The 16,198-nt window shown below is 32.3% G+C and carries 9 protein-coding genes; 1 reads left to right on the top strand and 8 read right to left on the bottom strand.

All coding sequences use genetic code 11. From position 1 onward, the window contains the following. Nucleotides 1–20 precede the first annotated feature (20 nt). The 8 genes from ACFVT8_RS03310 to comX form a co-directional block, all read right to left on the bottom strand. Nucleotides 21–1,247, bottom strand: coding sequence for an MFS transporter (locus ACFVT8_RS03310; RefSeq protein WP_387081967.1), 1,227 nt, complete (start codon nucleotides 1,245–1,247; stop codon nucleotides 21–23). 455 nt (nucleotides 1,248–1,702) lie between these two features. Further along, nucleotides 1,703–3,007, bottom strand: a complete 1,305-nt coding sequence (locus tag ACFVT8_RS03305) for a hypothetical protein (RefSeq protein WP_387081968.1) — start codon at nucleotides 3,005–3,007, stop codon at nucleotides 1,703–1,705. Nucleotides 3,008–3,338: 331 nt separating this feature from the next. Further along, complete coding sequence (locus tag ACFVT8_RS03300; protein ID WP_387081969.1) at nucleotides 3,339–6,203, bottom strand: hypothetical protein; 2,865 nt, start codon at nucleotides 6,201–6,203, stop codon at nucleotides 3,339–3,341. Between the two features lie 199 nt (nucleotides 6,204–6,402). Continuing rightward, nucleotides 6,403–9,453 (bottom strand): hypothetical protein, encoded by a 3,051-nt coding sequence (locus ACFVT8_RS03295; RefSeq protein WP_387081970.1) that lies wholly within the window; start codon nucleotides 9,451–9,453, stop codon nucleotides 6,403–6,405. Between the two features lie 290 nt (nucleotides 9,454–9,743). Continuing rightward, a complete protein-coding gene (locus ACFVT8_RS03290) occupies nucleotides 9,744–11,042 on the bottom strand; it encodes a serine hydrolase domain-containing protein (protein WP_387081971.1) in 1,299 nt (432 codons plus the stop codon). 28 nt (nucleotides 11,043–11,070) lie between these two features. Next, nucleotides 11,071–11,748 carry an endonuclease V gene (locus ACFVT8_RS03285; protein WP_387082544.1) on the bottom strand — a complete coding sequence of 226 codons (678 nt, stop codon included), beginning with the start codon at nucleotides 11,746–11,748 and terminating at the stop codon, nucleotides 11,071–11,073. Nucleotides 11,749–11,898: 150 nt separating this feature from the next. Beyond that, nucleotides 11,899–14,235, bottom strand: a complete 2,337-nt coding sequence (locus tag ACFVT8_RS03280) for an ATP-binding protein (protein WP_387081972.1) — start codon at nucleotides 14,233–14,235, stop codon at nucleotides 11,899–11,901. Then, complete coding sequence (gene comX / locus ACFVT8_RS03275; protein WP_387081973.1) at nucleotides 14,226–14,384, bottom strand: competence pheromone ComX; 159 nt, start codon at nucleotides 14,382–14,384, stop codon at nucleotides 14,226–14,228. The genes ACFVT8_RS03280 and comX overlap by 10 nt, the downstream gene beginning before the upstream one ends. A gap of 336 nt (nucleotides 14,385–14,720) precedes the next feature. Between comX and ACFVT8_RS03270 the strand changes: the two genes are divergently transcribed. Next, nucleotides 14,721–15,986: a DUF418 domain-containing protein gene (locus ACFVT8_RS03270; protein WP_387081974.1), complete on the top strand. Its 1,266-nt coding sequence runs from the start codon at nucleotides 14,721–14,723 to the stop codon at nucleotides 15,984–15,986. The last annotated feature ends 212 nt before the right edge of the window (nucleotides 15,987–16,198 follow it).

The raw sequence follows: 16,198 nt of genomic DNA, 5'->3' as shown, positions 1-16,198 counted from the left end.
TCCTAAGAAATATGTTCCTATTACGAATTCAATAGACTCCCTTTTTGATCATTTAACGTTAATAATGCAATAATACAAATAACCGCAAATCCAATTAACATCCAAAATGCTGCATCAAAGGAACCGTTAAAAGCATCTACCATAAAACCAATTGCCATCGGCGTTACAAAGCCTGCTAATTGCCCGCCTGTATTAGCAATCCCCATTGCTGAACCTGTGATGGAAGAAGGTAATTTCTTTAACACAATGGCAGGTAGTAATGTAACAACAAATGCAATAAATAAAGTAACTACAGTTTGATAACCAATAAACATCGTCACAGACTTAGCTGTAAACATGAAGTACAATAAAATACCAATAACTCCACATGAAATCGAACCTAAAATCTTATCCATTCCTCGCGGTAATTTATCAATAATATAACCACTACCATAAATACCAATAATAGTAGCGATGGCTGGAATTGTTTGTGCCCAACCAATCGACATTAAATCGAGTCCACGATTTTTTTGAAGGTATGTTGGAATCCATGAAACTAATCCCCAGTTCACAGCATATATGCAGAAATACGCAATAATTAAATTCCACATAAGCGGTGTTTTAAGTAATTCCTTAAAGTTAACTTTTGTAGAAGCATTTCCGTTATTATTACTACTTTCCACCGCTTCATCTTGTGGAAGTTTGATATATTTCCAATATAAAAATGCAATAATGGCACCGATTGCACCAATTACAACAAACATCGTGCGCCAACCTATTGTTCCTAACAAATAAGCTGCTAGTAAAGGTACGATTAAGGAAACGATACCTCCAGAGGAAAGCATAATTGACATTGCTCGCCCTCTTTCTTCCCTTGGGAAAATCGTCGCAATAATTTTAGAGCTAGATGGTTGAAACCCACCTTCCCCAATACCAAATAAAAATCGAATGACAACCATTGCAACTAAAGACCAAGCTAAAGCTGTTAAACCTGTGAATATTGACCACATAATTACTGAAAAAAGTAAGATTTTTTTAGCACCAAATTTATCAGCAAGCCATCCGCCAGGTATTTGCATAATCGCATACCCTAAAAAGAAAGCGCTTAAAATAATTCCAGTAGAAGAAGCATCTAAATTTAAATCACCAGTAATCGATACTACTGCATAATTCATGATGTAACGATCTAGATTTCCTAATGACCATCCTAAAAATAAGAGTGCAAGGATTAAATTTCTGGATTTTTTTGTTACTTCATTTGTTGTCATTAATATCCCTCCCATGTTTAAACTAAAGCGCTGCAATCGATAGTAAAGAAAAAAGTTTAGTTAACGACGAAAAATTACGACAATTAAAACTCTTTTTCTTTCCTTTTCGATATTTTTTGCAACCTTTATATAATATTTTCCCATCTCTCCCTATCTATAAAAATATCCTCTTATATAGCGACATTTTCGTTATATATTCGTATAATAATCGACTTTTTATGAATTGACAATATTTTTTTGAAAATTCCTAATAAATAATTGCACAAAAAATGGTGTCTTACATAAGTCAAAACTTGAAAACTGTTAATTTATCTACATTTTTTAAAAATTCATCAAAAACGAAAAATTACTAAAAATTTTCGATTCCTTCTATTTACCATTAAGCTATGTACAAAACAAAAAATGCCCCAAAAACCATTAATTGGTTCGGGACATTTTATAGTTCAGTTGGTGACCTACATTACAAGCTGATATATTTTTATTGGTCTACCACGTGTATGCTGTAATTCTTCTCCACAAATTTCAGCTAAGCCTACACTACATAAATCAGCTACGATGCGCTGTGCATTTCGTTCACTCATTTGAAGCTGTGAAGCTAAATCCTTTGTCGTAAAGTGCTTCCAGCTCATTTTTTGAACTAGCGCTTGTATTCTTGTATAGGTTTTAATGCTAACATTGCCTTTTTTTAATTTTTCAAGGATAGTAGGATCTTCGGCTCTATAGGAATATGTTAACTCCTCGGTATTACCGACAGATTCAATCATTGTGCCATCATCTTGAATCATGACAATATCAATCGATTCATTTTCTTTCGTTTGGCGTAAAGCCCTATGCGCATTTAATTCGGCATTAAATACCGTTTGCGCAAAACCTATTCCTGCTATGACCTTTGACTCCATTTCAATGGACAGCTGATACATTTTTTCCTTAATGAATTGAATTTGCCCTTCGATTGCTCCCCTCGTACTAAAAATTGTATATAGACCATTTCCTTCTTCGATTAAGGAGCCATCAATCTGTTCACATAATTGCAGTAAGTTTTCCTTCATTCGTAATTCTAAATATTGAATACGATACCCTTGCTTCATTCTTTCCTTCAATGAATCGAAATCTTTTATTTCGAGCATGACAGCACCTATTTGCGTCTCTTTATAATACGACGTTTTAATTTTTTCGGTAAAAAGCTGAACAGTATTGTAAATTTCTGTTTTAGTAGGCGATAACCAACAGGAGGGAACCCCCCTCTTTTTCAGTTCTTCATCCACTGACGGGTAACAAGTAATCGCAAAATCAATTTTCCCTTTTTGCCACAAGTCATAATGGAAATCAAATAATTCTTTTGGATCAATAGCCACATCAAATTCCTTTAAATACATTTTCCTTACATTTTTCTCAATCTCCGCCAATCCTTCTGATGCTACATGTGCAGGCGATGGGATAATATCAATACTGACACTCTCAATAAATTTTTTCATTTTAAAGGACTGCTCTAAAAACCCTTTATAGATGGCCGCTTCTGAAAAGATTATATGTGCCAGCTTATCCTGAGAAACACTTGTCTGACTAGCAATTTTATAAGGTATGTATCCAGAAAATAACCAAAAATCAACATCTTGATTATGTGTCTCCACAAGATGTTTTGTTTCTGTAGCAATTGAATAAATATACGGAATAAATTCCATATCTTGTTCAATTTCACGTGCCAATTCAATAATTTTTTTTACGGATTTTTCTGGGCCAACAACACCTATTTTATACATTCTAAGTTCCTACCTTCTATGTCAAACTACTATTGTTATGACAAAAAGTTCTCAATTATTATACAGATCAACTGTAAATAGTATATCTAAGAATTGATATTCTACACAAATGAAAAAGATAAATTTAACCAATATACCTTTTCTACAGAAAAACAATTATATCAATGGCAATGTAGCAATAATAGAGGAAGAAGCGACTCGACCTCACCCACCCACTCATTTTGCAAAAGAGCTATTTATTAGCACACCTTAATTTCATTGACTCAAAAGTTTTTCAACAACATGAAACCCCGAATAAATTCGTTATTCGGGGTTTTGGTTTAACTATTTTTTATAAATCGTTTGCATACATTTGCTTATATAAAATTTCTAATTTTTTTGAGAGTTTACCATATGCAGTTTGCCAAGCTTTACGAGCTGCTGCATTATCGTCTGTCGAAGGTACGTAAAGAGCATGAACCTCTGCTACCTTTTTCAAATCACTTTCGGCCGTAGTTAGAGTAGAATAATTTTTCACGACGCTCTTTTCAGAAGCACTAAGATCATCATATGCTGCACGAATTTCTTTTACTTTAGTCTCCAAGTCAACAACATATTCACCATTAACAAGCAGTGCATTAATTGATTCTATTAATTTTAAAGCAATTTCATTAGACTGTTGTTGATCTTTATCTTTATCAATAATAGATTGTCGCATTTCTGGACTAACTAAACTCATTTGCTTTGATGTAAGCTTCGCAAAAGCTTTGATGACAGTCGTTGGGTTACTAACAAATGATTTTTCATACGTCTTTATGAATGACTCCACTTTCTTCACATCAGAAACAGCTGTTGTTAAGATAGAAGCATTCGTAACACGTTTTTTATCACTAGAGCTCAGCTTTTTATATTGTGTTGAAAGCTCATTAATTTTTTCCTTTGAAACGGTATACGCATCATTTGAGACAATGTTTGCAATTTCATTATTTAACTTTGTAATATCTGGTGCATTAACATCTTCTAAACGATGATTGAGCAAATCTTCATATTGCTGTTTTGCTAAAAACTGTTGATTTGCAGGTAGTTTTGCATAAGCAGTTTGTACTGTTTGAATTTTTTTCGCTTGTTTCGTAGCATCCGTTTCTTCTCGTGCGGTCTGCACTTTTTTATGGAATGACTTAACACCCGAAAGGTCTTTACTAGCAGCTGTTAATAAATAATAGTTTGTTACATACTTTCGTCCAGCGGAAGATAGGTTTTTATATTTTGTTGTTGCTGCATTAACAGCAGATTCAAATTGAGCAAATGTATATTTCGTTACATCAGAAAGCTTATCAACGTCAGCCTTTAAAGCCAATGCAGCAGCTTTATCAGCAGGTTCCTTACCATTTAGATCAACGGTAACATTCGGCGTATTTAATAAAAAATCATCCGCATTATAAACAAGTGATTGTTGTAGACTAGTTAACTTATTATAAGCTTTCAAAACATTAGTATAGTTAGTTTTCAGCTTACTTTCAGCTATCCCTGGTGTTTCTGAAAGCTTCTGATAGGAATCCATGTCCTTAATAACTTTTTCAGCCGCTTTAAAATCCTTTTGCAAAGTTATAATACTATCATATCCGACAATTTTAGCCGCTGAATTTTTTGTTAAGCCCTTATATTCATTAATAATGCGGTTTACATTATTAACGTGACTTTGCCAAGAAGTTACTGATGGATCTATTGGGTAACTATCATCTAGGTCGCCTACATAACTTTCAATTTCACTATTTAATTTGTCTATTTGACTATTTTCTGCGTTTTCTGCTTGAAGTAATGTACTAATATATTTTGTAGGTACGAGTTGAAGTTGTTTATAAGTTAGCTTTTCATAAGACGTACGTATTGATTTTGCTGTAGTCACCTGTTTGCTAGGTGAATCATTTTGTGACAGCTTATCGAAAAGTTTGATAAATTGTTCTACCTTTTTGATATCCGACTTAGCATCACTTAAAATTGTTTGATTTTGAACAGTTGCTCGGTAATTTTGAGATAATTTTGCTATATCTTTTTCAATTGTTCCAACTGCTGTTTGTAAAGATTCTATGCTAGTAGGTACATACGTAACAAAAGAATTTTTATATGTTAATAATTCTACAATTGCCTGATTTAGTCTTCTAACTTCTTTAAATTCTTCGATATGTGACGGATCTATCAAAATGTTTTTAATGCTATTGTATAGGGCATCATTTAGATCTAAGCTACGTTGTAATAAATCAAACTTAGCATATGCCTCTTCAATTTCTTTTAAATATTTTGGTAGATCTTTTTCATCAACCTCATTAACCTTATCTACTTTTTCATTTAACTTGCTTATTAATTCTACATCAGCTACTGCTCTCTTTAATACATCATAATTTGTCACATTAGACTTCGCAGGAGTTGATAGTGCCTGATATTTACTTTCTAATGCAGTTACATTTGCCTTAAAAGATTCTAGACTTGTCATATTATATTTGTTGTCATTTATTAGTAAAGTTTTAATTTCTTCAATCATTGATTCAGAAGGTTCATTTGATACTGATATCACATCAGAAACATCAGATTCTACGAAAGAAGATCCTACTTTTGCATTTACTTTAACAATGATATCTTTCATGCCTTTTTCTAAAGCATCTTTAGGAATTTTGTATGTGTCGTTAGTAGCTCCATCAATTATTGTGAAGGATTCACCAACTTTATAAAACCATTGATAACTATATGTAATCTGACTGCTTTGCAACGTTGCACCGGCATCATCGGTTACCGTTGCACCTGCGACTTGTACCGATTCACCAGGTACTGCATAATTTGAACTACTAACTATTCTAGGTGCAGTTATTGAAAGTTGCAGTTCTTTGATAGAACAAGGTTCACTTTTATACTTATCGCCATTTGTTGTAGTCGCTTCCACAAAAACTACTTTGCCTGCCGCTTCTACTGGTATTTTAAATGACGCTGTTGTTGCACCAGAGATTGGTTTATTCGTTGAATCGTTGGATCCATCTACATAGTACCATTGATAACCTTTGACAATCGAATTTGCTGGTAAGTTTTCAATAGAAGCTTTTAAAGTTTCATTTACTATATTTTTTCCTGTGACGGAAACTGTAAAGTCTCCCGCTGCTCCTGCAACTGTTGGTACAATAAGAGCTGCTGGAATAGCTGCTGCTGTGAAAAGTAATTTTTTATTCAAATTTTCATACCTCCTCTATCTTCTTTAAATTATATCGGCTACATTTTTAATAATTCCCTTCATTTTATTGAATAATTCTAAAACGTGTATTTCCTCCCTGTTTTAATGTCACGGGTAATAATATTTTGATTTCCCTGTTCTTTTTAACCTGTAAAAAAAGAAATCTAGCAGGTATTCTCTGCTAGATTTCTCCTTTTTATTAATTTCTATCGTCATATAATTTTTCTAATTTTTTCGTTAGTTTATTATATGCCTTTTGCCATGCTTCAACATCAGCTTTAAGCTCTTCAACTGCTTTTACTTTTTGTAAATCACTCTCAGCCAGTGTTAGTTTTGAATAATTTTTCACCAGATTCTTCTGTGCAGTAGTTAACTTATTGTAGTCCTCATTAATTTTTGTCACTTTATCTTCTAAATTTTCTACATAATAGCCATTCTCTTGCAGCTTATTTATTGTTTCAACGATATCCAACGCTATATCGTTGTCTGTTTGTCCACTCGTCTCTAAATCAATAATTTTCGCTAATAACTCACCATCTAACAAGCTCACCTGTAATGATGTTAGTTTTCGGAAATCTTTAATGATAGATGAAGGATTTTTATCAATATTCGAATGGTATTTTTTTATAAACGACTCGATCGCTTTAACATCACTCGTTGCTTGTTTTATAACTTGGCCATTTTCCATTAATTTTTTTTCAGCAGAAGATAGGGCATTGTATTCATTAATAATTTCCTTTACTTCTTCTAATGATGAATAATTGTTGTATTCTATATCCTCTTTTAATTTAGACAGTTTATCATTTAAATTACTAAAGCCATTTGTATAGTCTTCTAACGCATTAGTTACTTCAAAATAATAACCCTTCGCTAATTCCTGCTGGATTGCATTTAATTTGTTGTATGCTTTAACAACAGCTTGCATTTTTGAATAACGCTTATTTAAATCTACCTCTTTTTGAGCATCCTTTACTTTCTTTTCAAAGGATCTAACTGCATTTACATTCGTTTCTGCAGTTTTCAAATCTGAGTAATTGGTAACATATTTTCGTGCACCTTTAGGTAAAACATTTTTATAATCATTAGAAACTTCTTCAATTTTTGCTGCATACACAACAAAATCATCAGTACTTGTATTAAGCACACTCTTAATTTTTTCAATAAAATCTTTCCCTGCAGTTGCATCATCTGACGCACTCGGTGATGTATTTCCATTGTTCTCAGGGACTTTATTAAGAATATCTTTATTATATACATATTCTTGTTGTTTTTTTGTTAATTTATTAAATGCTTTTAATGCTGAATTATAAGTTGATTGTAATGTAGAGTTTTTTGTAGCATCTGATTTTAATAATGAATCATATTTAATTATTTGAGTAATTACCTTTTCAGCAGCCTTTAAATCCTTTTGTCTTTGAATAAATTCATTCTTACTAGCAACATCCTGATAAGATTTTAGACTTTTTTGTTTAGAAATAATTGAATTAACATCAGCAACATATTTATTCCATGTTTCTGCATCTACTGGTTCTTTTAAATTGTCTATTAGATCCTCTAATTCTGCTATTGCACTACTTTCTGCATTTTCAGCATCTTCTAATTCATTTAACTTAGAGTCTACAAGCCCTTGTTGTCGTAAGCTTAACTTCAAATAAGCAGTACGAATATTTTTGGCTGTCGTTACCTTTTGTTGTGCTGTTTGTCGGTTAAGTTTATCAAAAAGCTTTTCAAACTTCTGAGCATTTTTCACATCAGCTTTAGCCATCGTTAAAATTTCTCGATTTTGCACAGCCGCTTTATAATCATTTGAGAGAGTGTTAATCTCTTTTTCTATATTTTGTATTAGAGTATCTAATTCAGTTGTAGTAGTTACTTTGTAGGTTGGTACTGAAATCTTATTACTATCTAACAAATCGATTATCTTAGCATTTATATCTCTCAATTTAGTAAGCTCTTTCATGCTATCAGGATTCTCAATAAGTAGTTTTAATAACTTTTCATAAGCAGTACCCGAATCCAAACTACGTTGGAGATAGTCTAATTGATCATATTCTGCTTTTAATGCCTGCAACTGCTGCTGACTACTGTTTTCATCTAAACTACTAATTTTCCCAGCAATATTTTCAACTTTTTTAATATCTTCAAGTGCGCGTTTTAAAATACTATAGTTTTTCACTTGTGATTTGGCTGCAGGAGTCAAGCTTTGATAGAATTCCTCTAATGTTGATGCTTTTGATTTTATGTCTGATACATAAGTTACTTTATTATCCTTTTTCGATAACAATTCATCAATTTGCTCGATAAGAGGTGTAATATGTTCATCAGAAACTTTCATTGGCATCAATGCAATCTTAGATACCGTTTCATTCCCTACTTTTGCAGTTATTTTCACAACAATTTGCTTCATATCCGAATCCATTGCATCTTTCGGAATAGTAAATGAAGCCGCTGTAGCATTTGGAATAAACGAGTAATTTTCGCCTACTTTATATAACCATTGATACGAATATGATATTTGATCTGTGTTTAATGGGATCTTAGAAGGGCCAACATCTGTCTTCACTTCCGGCGCTTTAACTTTAAGAGTATCCCCTGGTACCACTAAATTCCCTTTAGAAAAACCTTCAAACTCTAAATCAGCCATACTTAAGTCCAGTTTCTTAATGTGCTTGTTATCACTCACAAATACTAAGCCTTCTACCGTTTTCGCTTCTATAAATATTTGTTTGTCAGAAGCCTCTACTGGCACGATTATTTCATTTTTCGTCGCGCCTTTAATAGGCTTCACAGTGTTTCCATCAATAATGAACCATTGATAACTACTAAAAGTAATCGATTTATCTGGATCGTTTGGATTTTTCACACTTTCAATGTCGGCAACTAATTTACCATTTATGTAATCAACTATACCTATAGGGAGATTTCCTTTTGCTACGATTTTCTTACTTTCGTAAACTTTCCCTTTACTATCTGTGACCTTCACAATAATTGTTTTTCCTAGTGCTTTTTCAGGGATATTAAATGTTGAATTTGTTTCATTGTCAATTTCCGTTACTGTACTTCCATCAACATAATACCACTGATATTTATAACTAGGATCTTCTGGTAAAGAAGGGATATCTACTTTTAGGTCTGAATTAATGAGACCATTCCCTACAATAGTTACTTGTTCTGCAGCAGCATATGCATCAATAGGCACGATAAGTGCTGCTGGAGCTGCTGCCATTAAAAAGAATTTTGCCTTCGTCATTCAAAGTTCGCTCCTCTTAGTATGTATATGCTATACATTATAGCAACATCTTCCACATACTAGCAATGACACCCTAAACTACATAAAATATGGCATGATAATAATTAAACAATTACTAAAGTTTCATTATATTTTCACTAAAAAAGTAGCATCTTTTTTCAAAAATACTACTTTAGGCGCAGATAATATTTCTATTATTTATTGTGGATCACAATATTTTGTAACGGCCTTTTTATGGGATGCCTCTTTCTTTGTTTGTACACTTAAAATATTGATGTCCCTACCTAAATTTATTTTTTATGTAGCATATACGTTTTTTCATAACAATCAACGTATTGCACACGCTCTATTTCGCCTGATAATGAATAAAAAAATATCAATCGTTCATAAATCATCTCGGTTAAAAACGCTATTGTCGTAGAGTTATGACTAAACGGTATAAGTTTAAATTTATATAACACACCATACATCTTAGGGACTATTAGATAAAGTTCGTTATTTTTAATAGTAACGGTAAGCACTTTGTCTTCATTTTCTATTACATATTTCCCCACGATCGATTCTTTATTTGTGTATGCTATCGGTACTGCAGGTGCTGGTGAAGATACATTTTTATCAAAAACGATTTTTGCAATTTCTCTACTTAAATGCATAACAGGTGTAACATTCATATTGCTTAAAAAGATAATCGTAACTTGGTCATCAACAAATCTAAGGAAATCACTTAAATAACCGCTAATATCTCCAAAATGATGCACACATTTTTTTCCCATTACTTCAGAGACCATCCAGCCACACGCATAGGATCCAAGATTTGGAGTCAACATTTTCTCGGTTAGTTCCTTGCGAAGTATTTTATATGATTTTAATGCCCGATCCCAAATAAATAGGTCCTCTGTTGTTGAATATAAACCGTAGGAACCTAATGGAAATGACATATCTGCATACGCTGAATGAATTGGTTCTTCCCAAAATGAATAGCCAGATGCTAAACCCGGAACCACCTTTATTCCATCATCACAACCTGTATGATACATACCTAAAGGATGGCAAATGCGCTGCTGTATGTAATCCGCATAAGACATGTCTGAAACTTTTTCTATAATGGCCGTTAACAACGCATACGCTGAATTTGAATAGCCAAATTTACTACCAGGTTCAAACTCTAATTCCCTTTCTTTAAAGGAATCAATTAGTTGGTCTAATGTAGATGGCAGTCTCATTGTGCGAAACCAAAAATCAGGGACATTCGTATAATTAGGTATTCCAGAACTATTAGTTAAACAATGAAATATTGTTATGTGTTGACCATTCGGATAATCATCTAGATATTTTCCTACGTAATCGTCTATATTCAATTTTCGCTTTTCGTGCAATTGAAATATAGCCATCGCTGTAAATGCTTTCGTGAGTGACCCTATACGAAATTTAGTTGTTGGTACATTTGGAACGCTATGCTGCCAGTTCGCCATACCAAATCCCCTATTTAAAAGAATATGCTCATTCGATGCAATTAATATAGTACCATTCAAATAACCATTTCGATTATAAGAATCTACCCAGTTATTTAACCGTTCTTCTAATATCATGTGAGTTTCTCCTTACTAAAAAGATTAATCATTCTTTAAATTGATGGATTTTCCTTACTTGATGAGTGGCCAAATCCGCATATCTTGTTGGGATTGGTAAACGACTATCCTTTTCAATCATTTTCATCGTTATGTTTGTTGCTGTTTCTAAATCAATCCAATTTCCACACGACACAAATATAGGTTTAACATCCTTTCTACTTCTCAGCGCACGACCATATACTTCCCCACCAATTACAATATTAGTAAACGCTCCTGCAATATTTTCTGGCATAGTAAAATCCGTATTATCAATTTTATAATATGTTTTTGCAACTCCAATAGTCGGTTTTTCCAAGAAGAAAGAAGCATGTGTCGCAATGCCCATATTACGACTATGTAAATAACCATTTCCATCAAACATATAAAGGTTTGGATTCATTTTCAATTTTTTAACTGCTTCTATAATTAGAGGTAATTCACGAAAGGCTAAAAATCCAGAAATATAAGGTATAGTAATTTCATTACTGTACTCAACTTGTTCGACTACTTTTTTTGTATGAAAATCAATAACTTGAATGCAACAAACTCCGTACTCTTTATTATTTTCAACCCAATAGGCAATATCCACTCCTGCAACGAGTTTAATTTGATCATCTAGAAAAGTATTTTGTAGAGAAATTCGCTTCCTTAATTCATTTTGCTGTGATGTATAGTTTTGGATCATTTCTTCTACTTCCATATAGGTTCACTCCCTTCCTTTCTATAAATATACTTTAAAGCAAAACCTCCCAATCCAACTCGTACTGTGAATTATGCACAATACGAACGATTAGGAGGTGTGAAAATGGTTCATGTCTTTCTTTTTATTCATATATTATCCTCTAATAAGAGATGGCGTTTTATTATAAGTATCGTAGTCATAGGAATGAGTATGATTCCCTTCATTTATTTTAATTAGAATGGACATTCCTTCTCCTACATTGGTATTGATAGAAAACTGACCATTAAAGGTCTGTACCCTATCTTGCATTCCCCTGATGCCCATAGAATCAGCAAGAATGATTTCATCCATTTTACATCCTACACCATCATCTGAATAAATAATTTCAAAGCCAAATTCTGTTTCTAATAGATGAATTTCTACAGTATTGGCATGTGAATGCTTTAAGGCATTGTTCAGTAACTCTTGGAAAAGTCGATAAATCATCAAATTTAAACGCTCATCCTCTAAATATAGTCGATCAATTGTGTAAATTAAAACAAAATCAGCTCTCTTATGAATTTTTTGTATAAGCTTCTCAAGAGCAGCATTTAAGCCCAATGTATCTATTAATGGCGGCTTCAAATTTTCACAGTAGCCTCTTAAATCATTTAAAGATGTAATCATGTGTTCATGGATCTTAACAAGACCCGATTGAATATCCGCCTTTTTCTTTGCGTGGATAAATACATCCATCTCCCTAGCAATATGGAGTTGCTCTTGTAAAACCGTATCATGAAGCTCTTGTGCTAATTGATATTTTTCTTGTTCAAATCGAAGCCAAAGTAACTTATTGAGCCACGGCAACTGACTTTTATCTGCCTCTTTCATATGCTTTAACTGTTCTAATAGATCTTCCACCATTTTCGTATTTTCTATGAAATTATTTACATATAAAAGCAATAATTCAAGCCACAATAATTCCTCATCCTTTAAATAAATGGATTTATTATGGTCTACGACTAGTATTCTCTTATAATTCATATCTTGGTGAATAAAAGCAATGTAAAAATGCTCTGTCTTCTTTATATCTCCCAAACGCAGTTGCTCTTGTAATATTTCGTTCATTTGAATTTGATTATATTCTTTGGATGTACTTGTGGAAGTAATTTGATGTGTATGCAAATCGTAGGTTAATACGTAAATATGTTTAATCTCAAGATGTAAAGCAATTTCTTGAACAAATTTATCAAGCAAACCCTCTATCTTCACGACCCTACCAATACTATCAACTGTCGTATACAATCGATGGATATAATCCCCTTTAGTTGAGAAAAGAATTTTTCGCTTATGATAATCTATTTTCTCTTTAATGTAGAAAAGCGCTATTAGAGAAAAGAACGTAAAAAAGAAAATTTTCGTCATTCTTGAAATAGATAAATCAGTTAGCCAATAAAGACCCATTAACAGCCAAATTGTAAAAACAAATGAAAAATTAAAATAATGACGTAAACGGGTAATAAAGTACTCCATATCAAATATACGTTCAGTAAGCTGTGTGCAAATAAAGCTGTATGGTATGAGTATCAAGAATAAGGAAGCTATATCGGCCGAGAGTATTTGTTTATTGAAAAATATTTTTGGCAACGCATATAGGAACAGAAATGGTAGAAACGGGATGATGATACTACTCAATAAGATTTTTAATTGCGGTGTTTTAAATTTAAAATAACTTATTCCCAATATACCTAGAATTACAATTAGCAATGTGAAAAATATACATAAAGTTAAACTAGAGAATATAGGATTGGTAAAAGGATAAATTATACTACAAATACTTAAAAAAACAGCAATCAAAGGAAGTATATAAAATATTTTAATATTGTTAATAAATATCCATTTTAAATTTAAAAACAAAAAGTATTTCTTTAGAAAGTGAATTAAAAGGACGAGGCAAAATAGCATACTACTTCGGTTTACTATTGTACCAATATTATCCAACCTACCCGCTACTCCTATACTAACATAAGCTAATGAGACAGTTAGAATAAAAAATATAAGTAAATTTACTAAAGGATTCTCCTTTTGTTTAAAATACAAATATAGAGAAATTATAAGCGTTAAAAAATAGTAACAAGTTGGTGCTATTAGAACATAATAAAATTGTTGGGGAATATCTAGTGGTTTTATGTGTACAGAAATTAAGTTACCATTGGGTTTCTTTATCGTTAATTCATTGGCTGCTCGTAATACGAAGTCATACTTTATATTAGAAATATTATTAATCTCTGTTCCATCTACATTTAAAATAATATCTCCGGCTTCAATTTGTTGTTTAGTAGCCCAATCTCTATAATATGAATCTACCACTAACCATTCCCCATTTTCTTCCTTAACCTCAATATTTATAAAAGACTTGCTATAAGTTATATAAAGTAAATAAAAACCAATTAATAAATAAATACTTATAACAAGCATAAACCATTTACTTTTAATATTATTTAGTACCAAAGGCGTAGATCTACACGCAGCTCTACATCAAAGGAATCTAGAATTGCCTTTTGTTCAAGTTCTGTTACACCAACTAGAGAAGCTTTTTTTTCTTTTAATAAAGTTATCAACGACGGATTTTGCTCTAAATATTGAATTACATTAATCATAAAATCTCCTCATTTCATTAGTTTTTGTAATTACATCTATATATTTCACCAAAATAAGATACCAATTATTTTACAAGGGATTAATAACCATAAATGTAATTACAACTTCATTATACTATCACTTTACTTTTAATCAACAATATTTTCTATAAATTGCTAAAAAATAATAGATTATGTAGTATTTTTCACAAAACGTACAAATTTTCACAATACTTAGTCATATCACTATTATTTGCAAATATTTAACAAACTTTGATTCCTTAATTTCCCTTATAAAATCCTGATAATTATAATTTAAAGTTTCATTAACAAAGTTTTTTCAGCAGTAGGCACTCGTTGAAAGAACAAAATAACAATGAAAAGGATGATTATATGCAGAAAAAGCTATCTCCAGTATCTGTAAAAGAGCGGATTGAAACACTCGATGTATTAAGGGGGTTTGCATTATTAGGAATCATATTAGCTAATATTGTTTGGTTCCTTTATCCCGTCTATATGCAGGAAGATCTAAGTTTTAAAAATGAATGGACTTCTTTTTGGAATCAAGCCGATTATACAGTTCACACTATTCTTACTATGTTTGTCGATGGGAAATTTGTTATGCTGTTTTCTATGCTGTTCGGTTTTGGAATGGTCATTATGCAGGAAAGAGCCGCTGCAAAGCAACTAAATTTTTGGGGGATTTATTTTAGACGACTTATTGCATTATTTATTTTTGGTTGTATCCATGCTTATTTCATTTGGTTCGGAGATATTTTAACAGACTATGCAATCTTAGGATTATTACTCCTTTTCATGCATAAGTTAAAGCCTAATGCTATGTTAATCATTAGCGTAACTTTATATAGCTTATATTTTGGACTATTAACATTAGGAGCTCTATCCTCCAATTCTACGATGATGTCAATGACAATGTCAGAGGAAAGTCGTCATCTTATGCAATTTACGATAGATGCCCATCAAAATGGAAGTATTCAAGAATTAATGAATGCTAATTTTATGGAAAGAACTTTTTATACAATGCGTAATGGGTTATATGTTCTTTCTCTAGGAAACCCAATATTTTATTTATTTACAAATCTTCCGTTCTTACTAATGTTCTTATTCGGAGCAGCTGTTGCAAAGAAAAAATGGCTTCACCGTTTTGAGGAATATCGAAAAGGCTTTTTCATGACGTGGTTACTAACGTTGATTTTTGGTGGAACATTGTGCTGGATCTTGCCTTTCCTTTTAGAAAATTTTTCAGCTGTTCAATATATTAGCTCGCCACTCCTAACAATCTTTTATGCTATTAGCTTGATCTTTATTTATCACACGGTAAAAGGGAAAAAAGTTTTACAGTGGTTAGCGTTCCCTGGAAGAATGGCATTCACAAACTATATCGGCCAATCTATCATTTGTACATTTTTATTTGGACCATTTGCATTTGGCGTATACGGAAAACTCCACTTAACGACAGCTATCATTATTGCCATTGTCATTTTTGTGTTCCAAATGATTATTAGCAAGCTATGGTTATCCAAATTCCGCTTCGGGCCGTTAGAATATGTTTGGAGGGCATTCACTTATTTAGGTATTAAGAAGGAATCTAAAAATGCATAGATTAGGTGCTTGTGAGTACTCGATAAATTTAGGATTCTTTTTGATAAAATGAACTCAGGGGCTGCCGGTTGACAGCCCCTCTTCGTTATCATCCGAAAGATTTGCTCGTACAAGGCGATTTAAGCTATCATAACGAAATATCACTGTGGCTGGTATTCTTTAACCATTCCTTAACTATTTATTTGCTCAAGTGCTAGATTTATACACCCTAA

The organism is Lysinibacillus sp. NPDC058147, from assembly GCF_042884205.1.
Classification (GTDB): Bacteria; Bacillota; Bacilli; order Bacillales_A; family Planococcaceae; genus Lysinibacillus.
Note: the sequence above shows the minus strand (reverse complement) of the source record. Positions and strands in the feature narration are given on the sequence as shown.